The 24,967-nt window shown below is 31.1% G+C and carries 28 protein-coding genes; 9 read left to right on the top strand and 19 right to left on the bottom strand.

From position 1 onward, the window contains the following. Window positions 1-24 precede the first annotated feature (24 nt). From BTO06_RS13160 to BTO06_RS13125, 8 genes are all read right to left on the bottom strand, one after another. Window positions 25-1,089: a carboxypeptidase-like regulatory domain-containing protein gene (locus BTO06_RS13160; protein WP_157811863.1), complete on the bottom strand. Its 1,065-nt coding sequence runs from the start codon at window positions 1,087-1,089 to the stop codon at window positions 25-27. 63 nt (window positions 1,090-1,152) lie between these two features. Beyond that, complete coding sequence (locus tag BTO06_RS13155) at window positions 1,153-2,370, bottom strand: carboxypeptidase-like regulatory domain-containing protein (RefSeq protein WP_100925750.1); 1,218 nt, start codon at window positions 2,368-2,370, stop codon at window positions 1,153-1,155. A gap of 47 nt (window positions 2,371-2,417) precedes the next feature. Further along, window positions 2,418-3,041, bottom strand: coding sequence for an MBL fold metallo-hydrolase (locus tag BTO06_RS13150; protein ID WP_335755673.1), 624 nt, complete (start codon window positions 3,039-3,041; stop codon window positions 2,418-2,420). A 199-nt stretch (window positions 3,042-3,240) separates the two neighbouring features. Next, entirely contained in the window at window positions 3,241-3,810 is a 570-nt protein-coding gene (locus tag BTO06_RS13145) for a Crp/Fnr family transcriptional regulator (protein WP_100925749.1), read from the bottom strand. Window positions 3,811-3,867: 57 nt separating this feature from the next. Further along, the gene (locus BTO06_RS13140; protein WP_100925748.1) at window positions 3,868-5,895 is read right to left on the bottom strand and encodes a M3 family metallopeptidase; all 2,028 of its coding nucleotides are present in this window, start codon (window positions 5,893-5,895) and stop codon (window positions 3,868-3,870) included. A gap of 81 nt (window positions 5,896-5,976) precedes the next feature. Further along, window positions 5,977-6,456: a 5-(carboxyamino)imidazole ribonucleotide mutase gene (gene purE, locus BTO06_RS13135; RefSeq protein WP_100925747.1), complete on the bottom strand. Its 480-nt coding sequence runs from the start codon at window positions 6,454-6,456 to the stop codon at window positions 5,977-5,979. A 6-nt stretch (window positions 6,457-6,462) separates the two neighbouring features. Continuing rightward, the gene (locus tag BTO06_RS13130) at window positions 6,463-7,620 is read right to left on the bottom strand and encodes a 5-(carboxyamino)imidazole ribonucleotide synthase (protein ID WP_100925746.1); all 1,158 of its coding nucleotides are present in this window, start codon (window positions 7,618-7,620) and stop codon (window positions 6,463-6,465) included. Window positions 7,621-7,683: 63 nt separating this feature from the next. Beyond that, window positions 7,684-8,091 carry a hypothetical protein gene (locus tag BTO06_RS13125; RefSeq protein WP_100925745.1) on the bottom strand — a complete coding sequence of 136 codons (408 nt, stop codon included), beginning with the start codon at window positions 8,089-8,091 and terminating at the stop codon, window positions 7,684-7,686. Between the two features lie 195 nt (window positions 8,092-8,286). On the opposite strand from BTO06_RS13125, the gene greA reads away from it, so the two are divergent. The 3 genes from greA to BTO06_RS13110 all read left to right on the top strand — a co-directional run bounded on the left by greA (window position 8,287) and on the right by BTO06_RS13110 (window position 9,403). Further along, a complete protein-coding gene (gene greA / locus BTO06_RS13120) occupies window positions 8,287-8,760 on the top strand; it encodes a transcription elongation factor GreA (RefSeq protein ID WP_100925744.1) in 474 nt (157 codons plus the stop codon). A 67-nt stretch (window positions 8,761-8,827) separates the two neighbouring features. Continuing rightward, entirely contained in the window at window positions 8,828-9,220 is a 393-nt protein-coding gene (locus BTO06_RS13115; RefSeq protein WP_100925743.1) for an HIT family protein, read from the top strand. Then, window positions 9,221-9,403 (top strand): hypothetical protein, encoded by a 183-nt coding sequence (locus tag BTO06_RS13110; protein ID WP_100925742.1) that lies wholly within the window; start codon window positions 9,221-9,223, stop codon window positions 9,401-9,403. Between the two features lies 1 nt (window position 9,404). On the opposite strand, the gene BTO06_RS13105 is transcribed toward BTO06_RS13110, so the two are convergent. Further along, window positions 9,405-10,553: a sensor histidine kinase gene (locus tag BTO06_RS13105; RefSeq protein WP_100925741.1), complete on the bottom strand. Its 1,149-nt coding sequence runs from the start codon at window positions 10,551-10,553 to the stop codon at window positions 9,405-9,407. Between the two features lie 86 nt (window positions 10,554-10,639). On the opposite strand from BTO06_RS13105, the gene BTO06_RS13100 reads away from it, so the two are divergent. Further along, entirely contained in the window at window positions 10,640-11,500 is an 861-nt protein-coding gene (locus BTO06_RS13100) for a flavin reductase family protein (protein ID WP_100925740.1), read from the top strand. A gap of 7 nt (window positions 11,501-11,507) precedes the next feature. Beyond that, a complete protein-coding gene (locus BTO06_RS13095; protein ID WP_100925739.1) occupies window positions 11,508-11,876 on the top strand; it encodes a DUF3127 domain-containing protein in 369 nt (122 codons plus the stop codon). Window positions 11,877-11,933: 57 nt separating this feature from the next. On the opposite strand, the gene BTO06_RS13090 is transcribed toward BTO06_RS13095, so the two are convergent. Beyond that, window positions 11,934-12,167, bottom strand: a complete 234-nt coding sequence (locus tag BTO06_RS13090) for a DUF1456 family protein (protein ID WP_100925738.1) — start codon at window positions 12,165-12,167, stop codon at window positions 11,934-11,936. A gap of 25 nt (window positions 12,168-12,192) precedes the next feature. Further along, window positions 12,193-12,816: a YqaA family protein gene (locus BTO06_RS13085; RefSeq protein ID WP_100925737.1), complete on the bottom strand. Its 624-nt coding sequence runs from the start codon at window positions 12,814-12,816 to the stop codon at window positions 12,193-12,195. A 96-nt stretch (window positions 12,817-12,912) separates the two neighbouring features. On the opposite strand from BTO06_RS13085, the gene BTO06_RS13080 reads away from it, so the two are divergent. Both BTO06_RS13080 and aat read left to right on the top strand, forming a co-directional pair. Then, the gene (locus BTO06_RS13080) at window positions 12,913-14,295 is read left to right on the top strand and encodes a short-chain fatty acid transporter (RefSeq protein WP_100925736.1); all 1,383 of its coding nucleotides are present in this window, start codon (window positions 12,913-12,915) and stop codon (window positions 14,293-14,295) included. Further along, window positions 14,295-14,930 (top strand): leucyl/phenylalanyl-tRNA--protein transferase, encoded by a 636-nt coding sequence (gene aat / locus BTO06_RS13075; protein ID WP_100925735.1) that lies wholly within the window; start codon window positions 14,295-14,297, stop codon window positions 14,928-14,930. Before BTO06_RS13080 ends, aat begins: the two co-directional genes overlap by 1 nt. A gap of 66 nt (window positions 14,931-14,996) precedes the next feature. On the opposite strand, the gene BTO06_RS13070 is transcribed toward aat, so the two are convergent. Further along, window positions 14,997-17,510, bottom strand: coding sequence for a zinc-dependent metalloprotease (locus BTO06_RS13070; RefSeq protein WP_100925734.1), 2,514 nt, complete (start codon window positions 17,508-17,510; stop codon window positions 14,997-14,999). A 140-nt stretch (window positions 17,511-17,650) separates the two neighbouring features. On the opposite strand from BTO06_RS13070, the gene BTO06_RS13065 reads away from it, so the two are divergent. Continuing rightward, a complete protein-coding gene (locus tag BTO06_RS13065) occupies window positions 17,651-18,409 on the top strand; it encodes a DJ-1/PfpI family protein (RefSeq protein ID WP_100925733.1) in 759 nt (252 codons plus the stop codon). Window positions 18,410-18,446: 37 nt separating this feature from the next. Further along, a complete protein-coding gene (locus BTO06_RS13060; protein WP_100925732.1) occupies window positions 18,447-20,396 on the top strand; it encodes a YgiQ family radical SAM protein in 1,950 nt (649 codons plus the stop codon). Between the two features lie 70 nt (window positions 20,397-20,466). Here the strand turns inward: BTO06_RS13060 and BTO06_RS13055 are convergent, their stop codons facing one another. From BTO06_RS13055 to BTO06_RS13025, 7 genes are all read right to left on the bottom strand, one after another. Continuing rightward, window positions 20,467-21,048 (bottom strand): YceI family protein, encoded by a 582-nt coding sequence (locus BTO06_RS13055; RefSeq protein ID WP_100925731.1) that lies wholly within the window; start codon window positions 21,046-21,048, stop codon window positions 20,467-20,469. Between the two features lie 94 nt (window positions 21,049-21,142). Then, entirely contained in the window at window positions 21,143-21,733 is a 591-nt protein-coding gene (locus tag BTO06_RS13050; protein ID WP_100925730.1) for a Crp/Fnr family transcriptional regulator, read from the bottom strand. A 25-nt stretch (window positions 21,734-21,758) separates the two neighbouring features. Beyond that, the gene (locus tag BTO06_RS13045; RefSeq protein ID WP_100925729.1) at window positions 21,759-22,208 is read right to left on the bottom strand and encodes a DUF4231 domain-containing protein; all 450 of its coding nucleotides are present in this window, start codon (window positions 22,206-22,208) and stop codon (window positions 21,759-21,761) included. A gap of 156 nt (window positions 22,209-22,364) precedes the next feature. Further along, window positions 22,365-23,042 (bottom strand): type 1 glutamine amidotransferase domain-containing protein, encoded by a 678-nt coding sequence (locus BTO06_RS13040; protein ID WP_100925728.1) that lies wholly within the window; start codon window positions 23,040-23,042, stop codon window positions 22,365-22,367. 66 nt (window positions 23,043-23,108) lie between these two features. Then, a complete protein-coding gene (locus BTO06_RS13035; protein ID WP_232731459.1) occupies window positions 23,109-23,705 on the bottom strand; it encodes a Crp/Fnr family transcriptional regulator in 597 nt (198 codons plus the stop codon). Between the two features lie 6 nt (window positions 23,706-23,711). Further along, window positions 23,712-24,251 (bottom strand): sigma-70 family RNA polymerase sigma factor, encoded by a 540-nt coding sequence (locus BTO06_RS13030; RefSeq protein ID WP_100925727.1) that lies wholly within the window; start codon window positions 24,249-24,251, stop codon window positions 23,712-23,714. A 235-nt stretch (window positions 24,252-24,486) separates the two neighbouring features. Beyond that, the gene (locus tag BTO06_RS13025) at window positions 24,487-24,966 is read right to left on the bottom strand and encodes a hypothetical protein (RefSeq protein WP_100925726.1); all 480 of its coding nucleotides are present in this window, start codon (window positions 24,964-24,966) and stop codon (window positions 24,487-24,489) included. Between the last annotated feature and the right edge of the window lies 1 nt (window position 24,967).

The raw sequence follows: 24,967 nt of genomic DNA, 5'->3' as shown, positions 1-24,967 counted from the left end.
TTTTGATGGCTCTAAAATAACTTTTTATTTTATCGGTTGATAATCGGTAGGTAATAAATCGGCAATTTTCTCATACGCCCAATATTGTTCAGTAAAAGTTCCTAAAGGATTAGCGAGTTTTCCAGAAGGGAAGATTTCAATAGGTTTTTCTAGCATTTGAATAATAGACTCTTGTTGGTTTAACCTTTTTCCAAATTTTCTATAATTCAATTCTTCTTTCTCTTTCGTATAAATTACTTCAAGCCAAAAATTAAAATTTAAATATGTTTTACCATTCGTTCTGAACACTAAATCATCATAATTCAAATTATCTTTTAACGGAACTTCTTTAACTTTTTCTCCTTTTTTTAAAATAATTTTTTGCCTTTTAAATTGATTAATTACAAATCCTTCCTCTTGTACATTTGCCATGTATAAACTTCTAAAGAAATGTAATAAAGATCCGTTGTAGGCTTTCAGTCTGTTTTTTATCCAACGTTTTTCTTGCCTTTTTTTACCTTTTAATTTCTCATATCTGGCATAACCGTGAAAAGAAGTCGATCTATGATCAATGGTAAGTTTAACTAAATCGTAATAAACTTTATATCCTAATTTTTTATTTAGAATTTGAATTGGTTTTTTCGCTCGAACAGTTAGTTTTCCTGTTCTTGAATTTAAGTAGTATTGTAAAACATCTGGATTTAAAATTATACAGCCTTTGGCTAAATCTGTGTTTCCAATAAAAGCTTGTTTGAATCTTTTAAAATCTTTGAAATTGTTTTTCGGACTAATATCTAATTCTACTTCATCTAATAGTTCATTATTTTCTTCTAATTGAATTGTCAAATACTCTTTTTCTTCTGAAAGAATTAATTTTTCAACTGTTTTAAATCCTAGAAAATAAACGACCAAAGTATAATTATCAGAAGGAGCTTTTAATTCAAATTCTCCATTTTCATCGGATATTGTACCAATTGTGGTATTGTTTAAAAAAACTGAAGCACCTTCTAAAACTGAATTATTGTGATCTGTAATTTTTCCTTTGATCGTTTTCTGGGCAATCAAAGAATGTGTAACGAGAAAAACTAAAGTGATAATAAATGATTTCATAATGCAAATTTTGAATTTAAAAATAAGCATTTCAGAAATTTAGGAAAAGTTTTCTTTCTAGTTTTATTTTGTAGTTGGCTGATAATCTAGTGGTAACATAGTTGCGAAAGCTTCAAAACCCCAATATTCTTCTTGATAAAAAGAGGAAGGGTCTAATAGAATTCCAGTTGGGTCTATTTGTGATTTTCCTTTTAACAGTACAAGATGAGAAGTTTGTACTTTCAATGGTTGCGATCTACTCTTTCTAAATACTCCTTTGATAAAGTTTTCATCTTCACGTTCTTTTGTATAAACTATAATTAAATAGTCTTTAAAATCGAGAAAAGGAACGTTGTTTTCAAATGAAATCATTTCTTCGTACGGAACATTTCTCTTATACAAGTAATCACGGAATTTTGGAAGTTCTCTAGCTTTCTTTAACGTAACTAAGGCGTTATCTAATTTGGTTTTTGGTTCTGTAATAGATTTTGTGAAATTTACTTTTTTTCCTTGAAGTTGAATTAATTCTCTCGCGAATTGTATGTCTTCTTCAGTTGGTCTTTCTTCATTACGAACTCTTCTGAATTGATTAATTACAAATCCATCTTCTTTGAGTTGTTTGGTTAATAAACTTCGTAGAAAATGCATTTGTGAACCATTATATGCAGTTAGTCTATTTTCCTTCCATTTTTTACGAACCGATTTTCGAAGATTTTTGTATTGAGCATATCCGCTAAAATAAACTTGATGGCTGTCTAAGGTAAAATCAACTAAATCATATGTTATTAAATACCCTAAACCAGAGTGTTTTATCCGCAAAGGTTTTCTTGAAATGGCTGTTAAAGTATTTGTTTTTCTGTCATAATCGAAGTGTAAATCTTTCTCATTTAAAATTTTACATTCATCGGCTAATTTTGAACGACCCAAAAAGGCTTTTTTAAATCTAATTAAATTGTATTTCCAGTCATCGTCGTAGATTGTTTTTACAATTTCTACTTCATTCAGCATTTCATTGTCTTCTGAAAGTTGAATTGACAATGTTTTCGTTTCTTCAGTATTTATTTGTTTTTGATAAGTTTTGTAACCTAAATAAGAAACTACTATGGTATAAGTCCCTTTATTAATTCTTAGTTCGAATTCACCATTTGAGTCAGTCAATGTTCCGATAGTTGTATTGTTAAAATAAACAGAAGCTCCTTCTAAAGGTGCATTTTGAGTGGAAGTTATTTTTCCTTTAATTATTTGTTGAGCGAAAATATTGGTTCCAAGAAGAATGAATATAATTAAAAGTCCCTTTTTCATGTTAAGTTGATTTCCATAAAAATAGGGACTTCCAAAAAATTAGTTTCTTAAAAATGTATTAATTCTCCGTCCTCCGGAATATAGGTTTTGTGAAGTATGTTTTTCTCTTGAAGTATTGAACGCAATTTTTCTCTTGTAGTAGGACAATGATTTACAGCTTCCATATGATTTGCAATCACTTTATTTGGAGCATTTTCAACGAACTTTACAATATCATCTACAGTCATTAATAATGGTTTAAAAATATCGAATTGAGCAGAGCCGGCAGCTACCACACTTATGTCTGGTTTATATTCTCTTAAAACTTTATCTACGTCTACGGTATAAATTGTATCGGAACTTATATACACTGAAGGTTGATTAGGAAGTTGAATGAAAAATCCCATTACATTGCCAGCGGGTTTTGCAACAAATCCATAACCGTGCCTTGCAGGAATTCCTTCGATTGTACCATTTAAAAATGAAGTTTTATTCCAGTATTCTAATTTGTTTACAACATTTAAACCTTTTTTACGAAATGTTTTTTCATCCAATAAACTACAAGTTACTGGTATGTTTGTCGATTTTAAATACTTTTCAGCAGCAATATCCAAATGATCAGGATGATTGTGAGTAATTATACAATGAGTAACCTTTTCCAGAATAGATTTTGTGTTATCTGGAAGTTCCACAGTTGGATTTCTTTTTGATTTAAATCGTATAAATGAGAATGGAGGTAAAGAACCTTTTTTTACCTAACATTGGATCAAGTAAAATCACTTCTGTTTCAGTTTCTATTACTAAAGTTGCATTTCTAATATGTTGAATTTTCATGGGTATTATTTTTTATACAAAGTAAGAGGCTCTATAAATTAATCCCATTGATTCAAATCAAGAAATGCGTTTTCTGATTCTGCTTAAGGTTTCTGGAGTAATATTTAAATAAGAAGCAATATGGTATTGTGGTATTTTTTCTAACCAATGAGTTTTATAAATGAATAATTCTTGATATAATTCATCAGCAGATTTTGTAATTCTGTTATACTCAAATAATTCTTTCTGTTTTAGCAATCTCTGAAAAGATAAATCGATAAAACTTTTACCACATTCATACTTTTCTAAAAGTTTAGTGAATGGTTCTTTCTCGATTGTTAATAATTCAATGTCACTTAAAGCTTCTTGGTTTTTATTTGTAGAACTATTGTTGTTGAAAGAAAATAGATCAGAAATAAATTGTGGTTTTGTATAGAAATTTATGTTTGTTTCTTTTTCAGGAGTTGCATAAAATTCTCTGACAATTCCTGAATTAAGAAAACGTAATTCTTTCTCCGTTGTTTTAGCTTTTAAAAGAATCTCTCCCTTTTTTAAGTATTTCTTTTTGAAAAGCGATAGAAGTTCATCAATTCCATGTTGATTTAAAGGATATTCAGTTTCAAAGAATTTAGAAACTTTATCATACATACAAATGAAATTAAAAAGAGTTGCAAGTAATTTATAAACTTGCAACTCAAATTTATTTTAGGCAGTTAAAAGTCCTGCTCTTTTTAATAAAGCTTCTGGTTTTGGTTCTTGTCCACGGAATCGTTTATACAATTCCATTGGCTTTTCAGTTCCTCCTTTAGACAGCACATGGTCTTTAAATTTAGAGGCAATCTTTTTATTAAATATTCCTTCTTCTTGGAAATATTCAAAAGCATCAGCATCTAAAACTTCCGCCCATTTATATGAATAATAACCAGCTGAATATCCGCCTTGGAAAATGTGAGAAAATGCTGTGCTCATACAATTTTCAGCAACATCTGGATATAATTTCGTGTTGCTAAAAGCTTCCTTTTCGAAATCTTTAACAGAAGTAATATTTTTTGGATTTCCAGAATGCCAACTCATGTCTAATAATCCGAAGCTTAATTGACGTAAGGTTTGCATTCCTTCATGGAAAGTAGCAGATTCTTTAATTTTCTGAATAAACTCCATTGGAATAGTTTCGCCAGTTTCATAATGCTTAGCAAATAACTCTAAAGCTTCTTTTTCGTAACACCAGTTTTCTAAAACCTGACTTGGTAATTCAACAAAATCCCAAGAAACGGATGTCCCTGATAAGCTTTTATAAGTTGTATTAGCTAGCATTCCATGTAACGCATGACCAAATTCATGGAAAAGTGTGGTTACTTCATTAAAAGTTAGTAATGAAGGTTTAGTTGCTGTTGGTTTGGTAAAATTACAAACAATCGAAACTTGCGGACGATCATTTACATCGTTTTTAATTTGTTGTGACTTATAGGAAGTCATCCAAGCTCCATTTCGCTTTCCAGGTCTAGGGTGGAAATCTGCATAAAAATGTGAAACGAAGTTTCCGTTTGCATCGGTAACATTATATGTTTTTACATCTTCATGATATTTGTCGATAGAGTCGATTTCTTCAAAGTTTAAATCGAAAAGTTTATTGGCAATTTCAAAAACACCGTCGATTACATTTTCTAATTTGAAATAAGGTTTTAATGCTTCTTGATCTAGATCGAATAACTCCTTCTTTAATTTTTCAGAGTAATAAGAGCCGTCCCATTTTTCTAATCGATCAATATTATCAAGGTTTTTAGCGTAATTCTCTAAGTTTTCGAATTCACTTTCCGCAGCAGGTTTCGCTTTTTCAAGTAAATCATTTAAAAATGAAAGAACTTTCTCTGGAGTTTCTGCCATTCGTTCTTCTAATACGAAATGAGCGTGGGAATTATAACCTAAAAGATTTGCTCTTTGATAACGAAGTTTTACAATTTGAAGGACAATTTCTTCATTGTTATGATCGTTTTTTTGAAATCCTTTTTTCCCCATAGCAATAGATAATTTTTTTCTTAATTCTCTATTTTCTGCATAGGTCATAAAAGGAATATAGCTAGGATAATCTAATGTGATTAACCATCCATTTTTATCTTTTTGTTGTGCTAATAGTTTAGCAGCTTCTTTTGCTCCGTCTGGTAATCCTTTTAAATCATCTTCATTTGTAAGCAATAATTCGAAGGCGTTCGTGTCAGCTAGTACATTTTCTCCAAATTGAAGCGATAATTTAGAAAGTTCTGCATCTAATTTTCTTAACTCAGATTTTTTGTCATCATCTAAATTTGCTCCATTTCTTGAAAACCCTTTGTATTGTTTTTCAAGTAACATTTCTTGTTCTGGAGTTAATGTCAACGAATCTTTTTGATTATAAACTGCTTTTACTCTCTTAAATAAATCTGCGTTTAAAATCATATCGTTTTTAAACTCACTTAACCAAGGAGAAATATCTTTAGCTATTTTTTGAATTTCTTCATTTGTTTCAGCAGAGTTTAAATTAAAAAAAATAGAAGTGATTCTATCTAGTTTTTCTCCCGTGTCATCTAATGCAACAATAGTGTTTTCAAATGTTGGATCATCAGTATTCACAACAATGTCATTAATTTCTTCTTTGGCAATCGCAATTGCTTTTTCAATTGCATTTTTATAATGTTCCTCTTTAATCGTACCAAAAGGAGGTGTGTCAAATCTTTCTAATAATGGATTTTTAGTCATTTTTATTTGATTTTTAACGAGTAAAACCTCACAAATGAATAATGATCTGTGAGGTTTTATGTTTGTCTTTTACTAAAATACTTATTTCTTTACTCTTTCTGAAGCTTTTTCTACTTTTAATTTAAGCCCTTCTTTGTAGGCGATAATTTTATCTAAAACACACTTATCAGAAGCACCAATAATTTGCGCCGCTAAAATCCCAGCGTTTTTAGCTCCATCTAACGCTACAGTTGCTACAGGAACTCCACCTGGCATTTGTAAAATAGATAAAACAGAATCCCATCCATCAATTGAGTTTCTGCTCTTTACAGGAACTCCAATAACGGGAAGTGGACTCATACTAGCCACCATTCCTGGGAGATGAGCTGCTCCACCAGCACCTGCAATAATAACTTTTATGCCTCTTTTGTGTGCATTTGTTGAATAGTCAAATAATTTTTCAGGTGTTCTATGTGCAGAAACAATATCCACTTCAATTTGAATATCCATACTTTCTAAAACATCAATTGCTTCTTGCATAATTGGAAGATCTGAATCACTTCCCATAATAATTCCTACCATACTATTTTACTTTGCGATAACCTTTACGGTTTCTTTTACTTTTTGTGCTAATTCTCTAGCCTTGTTAATATCTTCATTTACGATGGTGACATGTCCCATCTTTCTAAAAGGTTTCGTGTGAGTTTTTCCATAAATATGCGGAGTAACTCCATCTATTTCTAAGATGTTTTCCATATTCTTATAAAAAACTTCTCCAGTATAACCTTCCGCACCAACTAAATTCACCATAATTCCGGCAACTTTACTCTCGGTATTTCCCAAAGGAAGGTTCAAAATACTACGAACGTGTTGTTCGAATTGGTTAGTGTAACTCGCTTCGATGCTGTAATGACCAGAATTATGAGTTCTTGGAGCAACTTCATTCACTAGAATTTCATCGTTTTCAGTTTGAAACATTTCAACGGCTAATAATCCAATAAAATCAAATTTGTCTGCAACTTTTAAAGCGACTTCCCTCGCCTTTGTTGCTACAGAATTATCAATTCTTGCTGGACAAATAACATATTCTACTTGATTTGCTTCAGGATGAAATTCCATCTCTACAACAGGATATGTTTTTATTTCTCCCTTTCGATTTCTAGCAACGATAACCGCTAACTCATTTTTAAAAGGAACTAGTTTTTCAGCAATACATTCTCCTTCAGGTAATCCTTCAAAGTCTGTGTAGCTTTTGATAACTTTAACTCCATTGCCATCATAACCAAATCTTGCAGATTTCCATACAAAAGGGAATTCTAGAATTCTATTTTCACAAGAATGTTTTAACTCTTCTAAATAAGCATAATGCGCAAAGTCTGCTGTTGGAATATCATGTTGAGTATAAAACTTTTTCTGCTGCGCTTTATTCTGAATAATTCTTAGATTACTTGGTTTTGGATAAATAGGTAACCCTTCTTTTTCTAATTGATCTAATGCATCTATATTTACATTTTCAATTTCAATTGTTAGCAAGTCTACTTGTTTTCCGAAATTATAAACGGTGTCATAATCTAATAAATCACCTTGATGAAATTCATTACAGATTTGCGCACACGGCGCATCCTCAGCTTTGTCTAAAATAACGGTATAAATATCTAGTTTCTGTGTTTCAGTAAGCAACATTCTTCCAAGTTGTCCTCCTCCCAAAACACCTAATCTAAAGTTTGAAGAGAAATAGTGTTTCACTTTAATAATTCAGTTTGTGTTGTTCACACAAAAGTAATAATCTTATTGATGTAGAAGAATTATTTATCGGCTAATTTGCAGTGCGGTACTACTAATTTGTAGTGCGGTATATTCTAAAGCAAAGCATCCTTGACCATCTACAGGCGAACCATTTAGAGAATTATACTCTTTTTGAGAACAAGGACAAATCATTTTCAAACCATCAAATGTCATAGCTGAATTACAATCGCCTTCTGGACATTCCATATCATATGCTTTGAAAGATGAAGTTGTTCTGCGAATAATTAACACTCTTCTTCCTCCCAAATTAATGATTGTGTGCCCACCAGGAACTTGAATATCTATAAATTGTGGATTTGATAAATTTATGGTTTCATTTAAAGTTACTCCGAAAAAACAGTCATTAGTATTAGTGTCATTAGTACAACTAACTAATAGGAAACCAATAAGTACGATTATAATGTTTTTCATTTTAAGAAACCTTTATACATTTTGTGAGAAGGCTAATTTACAAATATTTTGTACATTTGTAGTACTATCTCATTCCTAACGGACTGGGATTTTTGGATTTTATGACCCTAGTTAAATGATGTCATAAATACGTTTTTAAGTTTATAATACTAAGAAACGTGAACAGATCAAATTAATTATTTACATCTAGAAGAAATGAGTCAAGTATCATATTATACAGAAGAAGGATTAAAAAAGCTTAAGGATGAGTTAGCTCATTTGGAGCAGGTTGAAAGACCTAGAGTTTCTCAGGAAATTGCTGATGCGAGAGATAAAGGAGATTTAAGTGAGAATGCAGAATATCACGCAGCCAAAGAAGAGCAATCTTTGTTAGAAACAAAAATAGCAAAGCTCAAAAATGTTGTAGCAAATGCTAGAATTATTGACGAAAGTCAGTTAGATAATTCAAAAATATTAATTCACTCGATAGTGAAGTTGAAAAATGCAACAAATGGAATGGAATTTACCTATACACTAGTTGCTGATAGTGAGAGTGATGTGAGAAATGGTAAACTATCAGTAAACTCACCAATAGGTAAAGGATTATTGGGGAAAACAGTAGGAGATGTCGCTGAAATTCAAGTGCCGAATGGTTTAATGAAATTCGAAATCCTAGAAATTTCAAGATAAAAAAGAATTTAACGCATTGTTTTTACAATGCGTTTTTTATTTACATTTACTTCAAAAAATATAAGTAATGGCAAGTATTTTTACTAAGATTGTTAATGGAGAGATTCCTTCATATAAAGTAGCAGAGAATGATGACTTTTTTGCGTTTTTAGATATAAATCCGAATGCAGCAGGACATACCTTGGTAATACCTAAAAAAGAAGAAAATAAAATCTTTGATTTATCTAAGGAAGAATATGCGGGATTAATGGATTTTAGTTATCGTGTTGCTAAAGCTCTAGAAAAAACCGTTGCTTGCGAGAGAATTGGAATGAGCGTTATTGGCTTAGAAGTGCCTCATGTTCATGTTCATTTAATTCCAATTAGTACCATGGCCGATATGCAGTTTATGAAAAAACAGCAATTATCAAATGAAGAATTTATTGATTTAGCTTCGAGAATTGCTGCAAATTTTATTTAAATGAAAAAGTGGATTAAGTCTGGTCTTGTTTGGGGAATGATAATGTTTATAATAATGACACTTATGTATCCGTATTTTAATGATGAAGAAATAACCACTAAAAAAATATTAATAGGATTTATATTGTGGACCATTGGAGGTGTTTTATTTGGATTAACCTTAAAAAGGAATTACGAGGAGTAATCTAATTTTTATTCAATTGAATTTCAAACGTAGTTCCTTTATTTAATTCAGATTTTTTGACAAAAATTTTTCCTTTATGGTAATCTTCAATTATTCTTTTTGAAAGCGATAAACCTAATCCCCAACCACGTTTTTTAGTAGTAAATCCTGGTTTGAATATTTGTGTAAATTTTGATTTTGGTATTCCTTTACCAGTATCTGAAATTAAGATTATAGTTTGGGAGTCATTTTCTTTAATATTAACTGTAATAGCTCCTTTGCCTTGCATTGCATCAATAGCATTTTTAATTAAATTTTCAATTACCCAGCCGTAAAGTTCTGTATTTAAATTTACAGTAACTTCTTCTTTTGAAGTTTGAAGTGAAAACTCTATTTGTTTTGAACTTCTTGACTTTAGATAGTTGAAAATATTTGAAGTTATGTCAACTATGTTATTTTCCGTTAAATTTGGAGCAGAGCCAATTTTAGAAAACCGATTCGCGATAATACTCAAACGATCAACATCTTTTTCAATTTCGTTAACATACTCTTCGCTTATATTTTCAGATTTTAATATAGTTACCCAGCCCAATAAAGATGATAAAGGAGTTCCGATTTGATGAGCTGTTTCTTTGGCCATTCCAGTCCATAATTTATTCTGATCGGCAATTTTACTTGAATTAAAAAATAAGTAAATTACACCTAGAAATAATCCTAAAATTAAAATTAGGGCAATTGGGTAGTAAGTTAGTTTCTGTAAAAGATCAGAGTCACGATAATAAATAAATTCTTTATTTCCCAAATAATTAATTTCAATCGGACTGTTTTGTCGTTTCATAATGGCCAGTTGTTCCTGCAAATAAAAAGGATCACTTGTTCTTTTTTCGTCTAAATTATGAACTTCTCCAATAGTTCCATTGGTACTGGTAAGAATACAGGGAATATCATTGTTTTCAAGAACCTTTAATTCTAAATTCATATCTGCATCGAGGTTTGGAGTATTACCAACTCTTTCGAGTGCAAATGCAAATTGCTCCATTTTCTCTCTTTCCTCCTGCTTAAACTTTATGAAGAAAGAATAGGTATTCCATAAAATCAAGGAAACAATTACGAAAGAGATTAAAATGATCAATCTTTTTCCAGAAAATAAATATTTAAAAAAGTTCAACATGATTCAAATATAAACTATTCTTAAAGTATAACTTTATTGTTAAATCCATAGTATATTTACAGTAAATAAAATCTAAACAACAACTCATGTTAACAATCGATCCTAAAGAAGTATCAACAGGGAAGTTACATCAATATTTATTAGGTGCAATTGCACCAAGACCTATAGCTTTTGCAAGTACCATTGACAAGGAAGGTAATCCGAATTTATCGCCTTTTAGTTTTTTTAATGTATTCGGAGCAAATCCTCCAATTATGATTTTTTCACCAGCTAGAAGTGTTAGAAATAATACAACCAAACATACTTTAGATAATGCTGAAGTTATAAAAGAGGTGGTTATTAATGTTGTGAATTATGATATTGTTCAGCAAATGTCATTAAGTAGCACTATGTATCCGAAAGGAGTAAATGAGTTTGAAAAATCTGGGTTAACAATGTTACCTTCGGAAATAGTAAAACCGTTTAGAGTAGCAGAGTCTCCTGTTCAATTTGAATGTAAAGTTATTGATATTATTTATACAGGAAAAGAAGGAGGAGCAGGAAATTTAATTATGTGTGAAGTAGTTAAAGTTCATGTGAAAGAAGAGGTTTTAGGAGAAGATGGTTTAATTGATCAACATAAAATTGATTTAGTTGCCAGAGCAGGAGGAAGTTATTATTCTAGAGCAAGAGATGGTTTCTTTGAAATACCAAAACCATTATCAAGTTTAGGAATGGGAGTAGACCAAATTCCAAGTGAAATTAAAAATAGCTCAGTACTAACTGGGAATAATTTGGGTGTTTTAGGAAATGTAGAAGAGTTACCAAATGAAGCCGATGTTAATAACTTTGCTAAAGAACATCCAGAGTTCGTTGGTGTTACAGAAGAAAAAAAACATACATTTGCACAAGAATATTTATTAAAAAATGACGTTGAAAGTGCATGGAAAGTACTTTTAATTAAATAAGAAGATTATGGAAGTTATAGGGAAGATTAAAATTATTAACGAAACACAAACTTTTGGAAGTAACGGTTTTAGAAAGAGAGAGTTAGTGTTAACTACTGATGAGCAGTATCCTCAAATGTTGATGATTGAATTCGTTCAAGATAAGTGTGACTTATTAAACAGTTTCCAAGTAGGGCAAGACGTTAAAATTTCAATCAACTTAAGAGGTAGAGAATGGATTAATCCTGAAGGAAAAGCAATGTATTTTAATTCTATCCAAGGATGGAGAATTGAGAATTTACAACAAGCTTCTGCACCTTCAAATATGCCGCCAGTTGATCAATTTCAACCAGCTCCGGATTTAACAGATAACGAACCAGATGATTTACCATTCTAATTTAGAATGGTAAAAAAAGTACATAAAAAAGAGTACAATGGAAATTGTACTCTTTTTTTATTTTGGAGGCATAGGACCTCTTAAATGTATTATTAATCCGTTAAGGAAGTTACGAAGTATTTGATCGCCGCATTCCATGTATTTCGGATGACCTTCTTTTCTGAAAAAAGCTCCTAGTTCTGCCTTTGAAATTCGAAAATCTACAAGAGCACATATTTCAATAATATCAGTGTCTCTTAATTTATGAGCAACACGTAGTTTCTTTAAAATATCGTTATTTGTTAATGCCATAATGTAAAGATAAAATTCTTGTGGTTTAGTCTACTACTGAGAAAATTGCCCAAGCGTAAATTGCAAAACGTAGAAATCGAAATAAACCAAAAATAAATACATTTCTGGCGGGGTATTTTATCATTCCTGCTGTTAAACAACTGATAGCAAAAGGTAATGGTAATAAAGCTCCTACTAAAATTAAAAAACTCCCCCATTTTTTCGTGTTTTTTAAGTGCTTTGCCATTTTCACCTCTAAATATTCTTTAACAGTGGCTATTCTTAAAGATGCTTGTCCTAAATAATAAGCTAAAATCCCTCCAAGATAAGATAAGGTAGCTAATATCGAAAGGTTTAAAAATGGTTCAGAGGTTTTCTTAGTCCAGGCAATAAAAATTTCTGGTGGAATTAGACCTAAAATAGTTTCAGAAGTGAAAAATGTAACAAAAAGACTAGTTTTAGAGAAAGTCTCAGTCATCTTTTGTAGTCCGTCATTAATATTATAAACGTATTTATTGAATAATATTAAGGCTACTATGACAATAACTAGAGGCAGAAAAGCTTTTTTTAAACTTTCCCATATAAACATATAAAAACCTGTACGTTGGTAATAGTTGTGAAGACGCTTTACGTGCGCCTCTTTATTTTTCTTTTTACTTTTTTTTGTCATTATCGTCGCCATCAAACAATTAATAGACAAAAATAGAGAGGTTTTTAGTATTACGAAAGTTAAATCTTATTATTTTTAGGTGCTAATTAAACAATTATGAAGATTACAAAAATTGTAGAAAATCTTTTTAAAAAATACATTCCATCACCTTTTACTATAGCCATAATTTTGACATTGTTTACAATGTTACTTGCCATTGGATGTACAAAGCCTTCAGAAAAGAATCTAATAGAATATTCCATGGATATTTTAGGTTTTTGGGAGCAAGGTATTTGGAATAATAATTTATTGGTTTTTGCATATCAAATGATGCTTATTTTGGTGTTAGGACATGTACTAGTTTTGAGTAGACCAATGAGTAAATTGATATTGAGATTAACAAAGTATTGTACTAATACAGCAAATAGTGCAATGATTGTTAGTATTACAACAATGGTAGTTGCATTTTTTAATTGGGGATTAGGTTTAATTTTTGGAGCATTATTGGCAAGAAAGGTTGCTGAAGACGCTCAAAGTAGAGGTTTTAAATTAAATTATCCAATTATTGGTGCTGCGGGTTATGTTGGGTTAATGGTTTGGCATGGTGGTATTTCAGGGTCTGCACCGATTAAAATCAATGAAAAAGGACATATAAAATCAATTATGAATGATGTGTCATCGGAAGAGACTGTAGCGAAAATTCCGGAAATAATTAATTACGGACAAACAGTTTTTAGTTGGTGGAATATTTTAATTTTTATCGCAGTATTAATCACGGTTTCTACTACCTTTTATTTCATGGGAAAAAGATCGGAAGCTACTCCTATTAACTTAACAACCTACGATATGGATTCTGAAGAGATTGAGGTAACTGATAAATCAGAAAGATTGGATACGTCGTCTATTCTAGGTTATATCATTGGATCTATAATTTTAATTGCTTTTTTTATTCAATATTTTAATGATTTAACGGCATTAAAGATTACACCAAATTTGATAAACTTTTTCATGTTTGGGTTGGCAATTATTTTACACAAGAATGTGAAGAATTTTACTAATGCAGTAGGCCAATCAATTTCTGATGTTTCAGGGATTTTAATTCAGTTCCCCTTGTACTTTGGCATTATGGGTATTATGAAATCAACAGGAATGGTTGCTTTAATATCAGGTTTTTTCGTATCTATTTCCTCGGCTACAACATTACCAATTTTTACTTTTTTTAGTGCTGGTTTGGTCAATATATTTGTTCCAAGCGGAGGAGGGCAATGGGTTGTTCAAGGACCAGTAGTTGTTGAGTCGGCTTTACAATTAGGAGTTCCTTTGCCAAAAGCCATTATGGCATTGGCTTACGGAGATCAAATAACAAATATGTTACAACCATTTTGGGCATTACCGTTATTAGGAATTACAAAACTTAAAGCGAAAGAAATTCTACCGTATACTTTAATAGCAATGGTAGTAGGAAGTGCAGTATATTTATTAGGCTTACTTATTTTTTAATGTATTATTGGTTAGGTGAAAGTTTGGAGTTTCCTTCGCATGAATTTAGTTCTAAAGAAGGAATAATAGCATTAGGTGGTGATTTGTCTGTAGAAAGATTAATTGAAGCTTATAAAAACGGAATTTTTCCGTGGTTTAATGAAGGAGAACCGATTGTGTGGTATTCTCCAGAAGAACGAATGGTTTTGTTTCCGAATGAAATACGAATCTCAAAATCTATGAGGCAAGTACTTCGTAAAAGTGATTTTGTTATTACGGAAAATAAAGCTTTTAAGGAAGTAATAATAGCTTGCCAACAAATAGAAAGAATTGATCAAGATGGTACTTGGATAACAGATGATATGTTAAATGCATATTTGCATTTACATCAAGTAGGTTTGGCAAAATCTATCGAAGTTTGGTGTAATGATCAATTGGTTGGTGGTTTATATGGTGTAGATTTAAATAATGGAGTATTTTGTGGTGAAAGTATGTTCAGTAAAAAGAGTAATATGAGCAAAGTTGCATTTATACACCTTGCCCAAAAAGGAAATTACAAACTTATTGATTGTCAAGTACACAATAGTCATTTAGAAAGTTTGGGAGCAAGAGAAATTGATCGATCTGAATTTTTGAAATTTTTGAACTCTGTATAAAAAAAGTCTTGTTTAACAAACAAGACTTTTTAGATTGAAATTTTTGAACTGAACTCAAATTATTTATTACTTAGGATCAAGAATTGTATTAATTCGATCAACAGCATCTTGGAAATGATAACGAGTTATCGTGTTTCTTGATGCAGCAATATTTCTTTGAATATCAAGCTTTAATCGTTTTAATTCTCCTCTAACTACGGGTTTAATATCAGATTGATTAATATTTACACCTGTTTGTTTAAAGTAGCCTCCGTTGTTTGTTCCTCTTTGATTTTTAGCTTTATTTAATAAGAAATCCATTCGGTCTAAATATGCTCTTTGCAAATTTCTTTTGTAAGGGTCTACAGATTTATTTGCAGTATATAATTCTTTCCAAACACCACGACGTAAGTCGTTCATCATTTCTAATAAAGTATATGCTTTACGTGAATTTAAGGTTTCATTTTCGACTAAACGAACCATTCTACCTGGCTTTAGAATTCTATTCAAAGTACGAACTTGAAGTGTACGGATTCTTTCTCCAGTTCCTGAAAATTGAGTTTTATCCGAAATGTTCTTATCAATTAACCAGGTTGGAGTGGAAAATAATTCCTTATTGATAAAACGTAATGCATTTTTTTGATGTGTTTTAGAAACAGGAGTATATACTGCTCCTTCTTGCCCAACAGCTTTGTAATGTTCGTAAACACCACCAATATTAGAGCTAACATGTCCCATATATCTGTTGAACTGACCTAATAATTGACCATACATGGTGTTTAATTCTTCATAAGTCTCACCATCTTCAGTTGTCCATTCTTCTAATCTAGGAAGAATTCTTTTTAAGTTTTTAATACCATAAGTACTTGCTTTAATAGCATCATCCCCAATATCTTCAGTCTGTGAGCTAGGATCAATAATGTTGGCAACTTGTTGATGTCCAAATCTGTAAACTGGGTTGCCTGCTCTTTTTGCAATCCATGAATTTAAAATTGGTTTTTCCTCTTTTGCTGTTTTGTCCAAAATTGGTCTGTATCCCCAATTGATTGAGTATTTATCATATGGACCAATATTTGGCATCATCGCGACACCTTTATCTTCTGGCTGAGCAACATAATTAAAACGAGCATAGTCCATGATAGAGGGTGCAGTACTAAATTTTTTAGTAAATGTGGCTGAACGTAAAGAGTCCACAGGATAAGCAACTGAACTTCCCATGTTATGAGGTAAACCTAATGTATGACCAACTTCGTGCGATGATACAAAACGAATTAATCTACCCATAATTTCATCTTTAAATTTGTTAGAACGAGCTTCTGGATTAACGGCGGCTGTTTGAATAAAATACCAATTATGAAGTAAAGTCATAACATTATGGTACCAGTTAATATCAGATTCTAAAATTTCTCCTGATCTTGGATCACTTACATGAGGTCCATTTGCATTTGGAATTGGTGAAGCTAAATATCTTACAACTGAATAACGAACGTCTTCCGGACTCCATTCTGGATCTTCTTCTTTTGTTGGAGGATCTTTCGCTATTATTGCGTTTTTGAATCCAGCTTCCTCAAAAGCAACTTGCCAATCTTCAATTCCTTGTTTAATATACTTACGCCAAACTTTTGGAGTCGCTCTGTCAATATAATATACAATTGGTTTCTTAGGTTCTACTAATTCACCACGCTTGAATTTTTCAATATCTTCATCTTTTACTTCTAATCTCCAACGATCTAAATAGGTTAAAGATTTACTTTTTTGTGCATCTAAACCATAATCTGTTTGAGATCTGGCAAACCAACCTACACGACGATCAAAATATCTACGTTTCATAGGTTTTTCAGGAAGTAAAATCATCGAGTTACTTAACTCAATGGAAATAGATCCAACACTTCTGTTTGAAGGTGGTTGATTTGATAAATATGTTTTTACATGACGGATTTCTATGTTTTTAGGGTAACTGCTAATTCTATCAATGTAAGAACGTTCTTTATCCATACGTGTAACTTTGTACTGTCTTCTTCTGAATTGAGGAAAACCGATGGCCTTTACGTCTTTTGAAAATAATGGAGTTGCGTCAATTACCGTAGCTGTAGAATCTTTACTGAAAGCTTTAATTGGAAAAGAGAATAAAATTGGTTCAAAATTAGAATTCACAACAGCCTCGTGAACAGGTAAAATACTGTCTGCAACAATTGAGTGAGAGACTACACGTAATAATACTTTCTTATGTTTCTTTTCCCATCTTAAAACTTGGGTATTTTGCTTTCCACCACCAAAACCAATGCCAGTTGCAGTTTTAGCAATTCTTGTAACCATCAACATTTCCTTTCCTAGTAGTGTGTCAGGAATTTCAAAAAGATAATTTTGATCTTTAGTATGAACCTTGAAAAGTCCATCATCTGTTTTATATTTTTTAGTAACAACCTTTTCGTAAGGTTGAATAGCTCCTTTTTTAGGTTTTGCTTTTGGAACTTTTGCCGTAACCTCTTTATCTTTTTTGTCATTTTTCTTGTTTCTCTTTCTTCTTTGAGCTTCAATATCTAAAGTCGTTCCAAAGATGAAAAGTAAGGCCAAGAACCTTGTAAGTAATTTTGTATTCATGGTTTTCAAATTGAAAAATTAATCGAAATTAAGAAACCCTATATCAGATAATCTTAATAATATGTTAAAGAGATTTAAGATTTCTTAATAAAAACAGAAAAAAAGATTTCTTTATTTTTAAACATTATAAGAATGAATTAATGAAAAAATATATTGTACTTAATCTTTTCCTGATAGCAATCACCAGTTGTATTGTGAGCCATTCTAAAGATAAAAATGAAAAAGAAGTTGAGATTAAAAAGGAGTCTTTGAAGTATGTTCCAGATTTAAAACCTAATAGGTATAATGTTGCATTTTTGATAATGGACGGAACCTACAATACCGAACTAACCGCTCCTTTTGATATTTTCCAACATACTGTATTTAGAAAAGGGATTAAAGCAATGAACGTTTTTACTGTTGCAGATACAGATGAAACCATAACAACCTTTGAAGGGATAAGAATTCTTCCTGATTTTAATTATAAAAAAGACAGTTTACCCAAGATTGATATTTTAGTTGTTCCTAGTGCAGAACATCATTTAGATTCTGATTTAGATAATCAAGAAATGATTGAATTTGTACAAAAAGTTGATAAAGAAGCTAAATTTATTACATCACATTGTGATGGCGCATTTGTTTTGGCAAAAGCTGGATTATTAAATGGTAAAATATCGACAACTTTTCCTTCAGATATTGATAAAATGAGAGAAACGTTTCCTGATTTAGATATTAGAAAAGACGTTTTATTTGTGCACGATGGTAAGTATATTACTTCCGCTGGAGGAGCAAAATCTTTTGAAGCCGCATTATATTTATGCGAGTATTTATATGGTAGAGAAATTGCACATTCGATTGCGGGAGGTTTAGTAATTGATTGGAAAAACACTAAGGTACCTCATTTAGTTGTAAATAAATAACAGCTCATTTAGAAGAAATGCCGTATTTTTGCACTCTATGAGAATAAGACGATTATCTGATTGGTTACCAACTACAAATAAGGAAGTTAAGTTGAGAGGTTGGGAAGAACTAGATGTAATTTTGTTCAGTGGAGATGCTTATGTTGATCATCCATCGTTTGGCCCTGCAGTGATAGGTCGTATCTTAGAAAGTTACGGCTTACGTGTAGCAATCGTACCGCAGCCAAATGTTAACGATAATTTACAAGATTTTACAAAGTTAGGAACACCTAACTTATTCTTTGCTGTTACTGGTGGATGTATGGATCCAATGGTAAGTAATTATACCGCTAGTAAAAGAAAGAGAGATAAAGATGCCTATACTCCAAATGGAGATATTGGTTTTAGACCAGATTATGCCACATCTGCATATACTAAGATTTTAAAGGAAAAGTTTCCAGATGTTCCTGTATTAATTGGAGGAATTGAAGCTTCTTTGCGAAGAGTAACGCATTATGATTATTGGTCAGATAAACTTTTACCTACTATTTTAGAAACTTCCAAAGCTGATATGTTAGTGTACGGAATGGGGGAACAACCCTTGCGTGAAATTGTAGAATTACTACAAAAAGGAGTTCCGTTTTCAAGTTTAAGAACAATCAAGCAGACTGCTTTTTTGGTTGATAAAGATGAAAAAACACCAAAGAACAAGAATTGGGAAGATGTAGAAATAGCTTCTCATAAAGATTGTTTAGCAGATAAGAAAACTTTTGCTTCTAACTTTAAAATTATTGAGCAAGAATCAAATAAATTAATTGCTCGACGAATTTTTCAGAAAGTAGGGAATAAGCAATTAGTTATCAATCCACCTTATCCAACTATGACGGAAAAAGAGATTGATGCTTCATTCGATTTACCCTACACAAGATTGCCTCATCCTAAGTATAATAAGCGTGGACCAATTCCAGCTTTTGAGATGATTAAATTCTCTATTAATATTCATAGAGGTTGTTTTGGAGGTTGTAGTTTTTGTACGATTTCTGCCCATCAAGGAAAATTCATTGCAAGTAGAAGTCAAGAGTCAGTATTGAAAGAAGTTGATAAGGTTGCTCAAATGGATGATTTTAAAGGGTATTTATCTGATATCGGTGGTCCTTCAGCGAACATGTATAAAATGAAAGGAAAAGTACAATCTATTTGTGATAAGTGTGTTGCTCCGTCTTGTATTTCCCCTGTAATTTGTAGTAATCTTGATACGTCTCATAAACCTTTAACGGAATTATATAAAGCGGTAGACAAGCATCCAAAAGTAAAGAAATCATTTATTGGAAGTGGAATTAGACATGATATGTTGGTTCCTGAATTCAATAAGAATGCCGATCCAGAAGAGCTAGATGCATATACGGAAGAGGTTATGACAAATCACGTTTCTGGACGATTAAAAGTTGCACCAGAACATACTTCTGATCCTGTTTTAAAATTAATGAGAAAACCATCTTTCAAATACTTCCATAAGTTTAAAGATCGTTTTGATAAAATCAATAAAAAGAGTAAGTTAAATTTACAGTTGATTCCATACTTTATTTCGAGTCACCCAGCTTGTGAACCAGAGGACATGGCAAACTTAGCAGCAGAGACAAAAGATATGGGATTCCAGTTAGAACAAGTTCAGGGATTTACACCGACTCCGATGACTGTGGCTACCGTAATTTATTATAGCGGTTACCATCCATATACGTTAAAACCAGTAAAAACAGCTAAAACTCGACAAGAAAAGTTGGATCAACACAAGTTTTTCTTTTGGTACAAAAAGGAAAATAGAAAGTGGATTAAAGATACTTTAGGTAAAGTTGGTAGAAACGATTTGGTTCAAAAATTACTTCCTAATGATAGTTCTTGGAGAAAGAATAAACCAGGAAAAACTAAGAATACATTTGATGATACCGTAACTTCAGTAAAGGAATCACGAAGAAAAAATAAAGGATTTAAGAAGAAACGTAGAAGATAACGTTACATCTAATGAATAAAAAAAGGCACACTTCAAAAGTGCGCCTTTGCCAATTTTATAAGAAGAAGTATTAGTTTAATTCCAATTCGGTAACTAAATCAAATTCGTCATAAATAGCTTTGTCTTTTAAATTATCAAAAAAGCTAGAAGACCCATATTTAATACCAAATTTCGTTCTGTCAACTTTCAATGAAGCAGTAGCTTTGTTTCCGTTGATTGAGATTATAAAGTTTACCTTTTTTGTAATGCCTTTAATAGTAAGGTTAGCGGTAACTTCATAAGCATTATTTCCTGTTGCTTTAACTTTGGTAAAGTTTAATGCAGAGGTTTTATGTTTTTCAACCCCAAAGAAATCAGCAGATTTTAAATGTCCGTCTAAGCCTTTTTTTGCTTTTCCAGATAAGTCGGTTGTATTAATAGTTGTCATGTCTATTGTAATTGAACCTCCTGATAATTTGTTATCGTCAAAATTTAAGTAACCAGACTTAATAGTTACTGTTCCATTGTGAGAACCTGTAACTTTATATGCTTTCCATTCGATTTTACTTTTGCTCGCACTAATTTGTTTAGTTTCTCTTTTAATCGTTGTAAAAGAGAGCGTGAATAAAGAGATGAGTGCTAAACCTAATCCTTTTTTTATTGAATTTCTCATTGTACTAATTTTTGTATTAAAATTTATTCAACAAAATTCATGAAGATTAATGGATTGGAAAATGATCTATTTTATAAAATAATGTTAAACTAGTTTAACTTTTACCTTCTTTGGCAATCTGACTTTTAATTCTACTAAGAAATTCTTTGGTAATTCCTAAATATGAAGCGAGCATATATTGCGGAATTCTATTTTCAATAGTAGGGTAGTTCTCTTTGAAAAATAAATATCTCTCTTTTGCTGTTTTGCTGAAGTTTCTGACGATTCTTTTTTGAGAGGCCACAAGTGCTCGTTCGGTAATTTTTCTGAAGCATCGTTCTAATTTGGGAATAGAAATAAATAGTTCTTCTACATGGGCATGATTTAATTGAATTAACTCGGTCTTTTCAATACACTGGACATTGTAATCGGCTGGAGTTTGTGTAATAAAACTTCCCATATCTGAGGCCCACCAATCTTCAATGGCGAACATTAGTATATGTTCTAAACCATCAGGACTTGCATAAAATTGTTTTACACAACCTTCAACAATAAAGTTAATATGTTTACATACATCACCTTGTTGCACCAAATATTGATCTTTTAAATATCTTCGATAGATAACTTTCTCGCGAATCATTTCTTCCTCTTCACTTGATAGAGAAACAATACGATTAAAATAATCTATAAGAGGTTTACTTTTCATTACATAAAAATAGGTTAGTTACTAATTAATCATTATCGTCCATTCGTAATTCTTTCCACTTGAAATTACCTTTACTTACAATAGATTGGTATTCTTTATGAAGTTTATTAATATACTCTGGATTGTTTTTGTCGCTTTCACTTGCTAATCTAGTCTTTAGATATAATTCTTTAAGATAGTGACGTGTTTCTCCATAGATAACCCAAAGTTCTTTATGGTTATAGAAGCCATCCCAAGCAGCCAATATGGTACTAAGAGCGCTAAAAAATAAAGTAGACATTTTTAATGTTTCTTTCCAAACAGGAAAATCGTCTCCAATAGCAACTAAAAAAGTAATTAACGCGGATGAAATAGCTACGGAAATATAAATATAAAATGATTTTCTTTTGTTTTTCGTACTTTTTTTAGAAGTGTAATTAATCATTTTTTGAATCTCATTCTGTAAGATTTCAAAGTTAGAATTATTCTGAATCATATTATTTGGTTGGTTATTTGGTCTAATCTAATAAAAAAGAAAAGATAAAAGTAAAATTACGTTTTGTAATAGTTGATTTAAAAAAATAAACCTTCTTTTCGAAAAAAGAAGGCTTATAAATATAGGTCTTAGTTGTTTGTTATGTAAATAACTTCATTAGAATAGTTGCTTGTACAATAAATCGGCAACTAATTCAGATGAAGCTGGGTTTTGACCAGTAATTAAATTTCCGTCTTCAATTGCATATGGATGCCAGTCTTCTTTTTTACTATAGTTTCCGCCGTTTTCTTGTAACATGTTTTCTACAAGGAAAGGAACTACATCAGTTAACTGAACGGCATCTTCTTCAGTATTACTAAATCCAGTTACGTTTTTACCATTTACCAAAGGTTTTCCTTCAGTTTTTGTGTTTTTAAAAATAGCAGGTGCGTGACAAACTGCTCCCACCGGTTTATTGTTATTGTAGAAAGATTCAATTAATTTAATTGAGTTTTTATCTTCTGCTAAATCCCATAAAGGTCCGTGTCCCCCAGGATAAAATACTGCATCAAATTCACTTTCTTTTATTTCTGATAATGGAATCGTTTTTGTCATTTTTTCCAATAGTTCAGAATCTTTATAATAACGTTCTGTTGCAGGAGTTTGAAAATCTGGTAATTCACTTTTTGGATCAATTGGAGGCTGACCTCCTTTTGGTGAAGCAATTGTAATATCAATATTTTTGTCAGCTAAAAGATAATATGGACTTGCAAATTCTTCTACCCAAAAACCTGTTTTTTCTCCTGTATTTCCAAGTTCATCATGACTGGTAACTACAAATAATACTTTTTTCATAAGAGATGATTGTTATTTTTTACAAAATTACAATCCAATGTTCTGATGAAAATTGATGTATGGTAATTAATGATCAGATGCAATTTCTTTTCTGATTCTACTTAAACTTTCGGTAGTTATTCCTAAATAAGAAGCAATATGATAATTTTTTATGCTCTTTTCAATAAGTGGATATTTTTTTAAAAATGCTAAATATCTTTCCTTAGCTGAATTTGTTAAGTTAGCAAGAATTCGCTTTTCGTTTCTAACTAAAGCTTTTTCTAATTTTTGACGAAAGAGCGCCTCAATTTTCGGACTGAATTGATAAATAGCTTCAAAATTTTCTTTGTTTATTTTAAATAGTTGAGCGTCTCTTATACATTCGACAAATAAAACCGATTTCTTATCTCCGAAGTAAGCAATGTAATCACTAATCCACCAATGTTTAATCGCAAATTGTAATGTATGTTCCTTGCCATTCTCATCTATGTGATAGGTTCTTAAACAGCCATCATAAACGTAATATTGATGGTCAATTATGTCACCTTGTTTAAAAAGAATGTCATCTTTTTTTACAATTACGGTTTCTATTTTTTGCTGAATAAACTCTTTTTCTTGGTTCGATAAATTGATGCCATGAAAGATTTCATTAAAAGGAATAGAAAGTTTATGTTTAATTTTCAATGGTTTTCAGTTACAAATTTTACATTCTGCTTTTTCTTGTATTTCGCCTACTAATTTACCGTTCTTATTTAATTTAAACCCACAGCAATCCATAAATCCTTGAACAATCATTTGTCGAGCTCGCTTAATTTGAGATTTTACTGTTGGTAGAGGTAGGTTAAGCTGACTCGCAATATCTTGTTGTTTCAAACCTTTTATATCGGCTAAAAACAAAGGAGTTCTGTACTTTTTGGGAAGATTTGTTACAATTCCTCTTAAACAGTCTTTTTCTGTATGAATGTGATCTTCAATTTCTACAGGAATATCGGAGTTGTCAAATGTGATACTTTTCCCTTGAGATTTAAAATGGTCGTAAATCGAATTTCTAGTAATCGTGAAAATCCATGACTTTAATTTTGAAGTATCTTTTAATGTATGGAGTTTATTGTGTATTCTGATAAAAGCATCTTGTAAAATGTCATCAGCAACAACTGCATCTTTGGTTTTACTGATGATAAAACGCTTTAAATCTTTATGGTATGTAGTCCAAACTTCTTGGGTAGTCATCTTAGTAAATTTACAAAAAATGTCGCTTTGAATATATAATGTATTCAGAGCGACATTTATTTAATTAACAATTGCAATTTGTACATGTACAGTTTTCACAAGTACAGTTTTTACAGTCTTCTGTTGAGCAGCTTGTGCAATTGCAAGCACATTGATTTTTATATTCCATGTCTATTATTTTTAAATTCACCTAATAGACTCAGGAATTTTAAAAAAGATGCATTTTATTTCAAGTTTATTTTTGTATTGGTTTTAAAATATCTTCAAAGTATTTTTTCCATTTTCCATCTTTAAGATTTTCACCAAATTCATGAAAGTAACCTTCTTTAGTTAACGTAAATGTTAGTCTTCTTTCTTTACTGAAATACACTCTAAAAACATTGTCTTCAAAATTACTTTTGTACTTATCTCTCAAACCTTTTTTTGAGAATGGATGATAATAGTAACACTGATCTTTTACACTATAACTTATGATCGTATGCAATTCAATCCATGGTGATTTAACATCGAGAATAACTAAACTTCCATTCATTTTATAATCTACATCTTCCGTAACTTCGGTAGATTTTGTTCCTTTTTCTGAAAAAGAAAATGAAGTTCCTTTCCAATTACCTATCATAAAAGATAATTTACTTAAAGCCTCTTTTTCGGTTTGTGCTTGTAAGGAAAAAGCTGTAATTAAAAAGCAAAGAATTAAGCTAAGTTTTAGTTTCATA

Source organism: Tenacibaculum sp. SZ-18 (assembly GCF_002813915.1).
In the GTDB taxonomy this organism is placed as follows: domain Bacteria; phylum Bacteroidota; class Bacteroidia; order Flavobacteriales; family Flavobacteriaceae; genus Polaribacter.
This window is presented reverse-complemented; position numbering and strand designations above follow the sequence as displayed.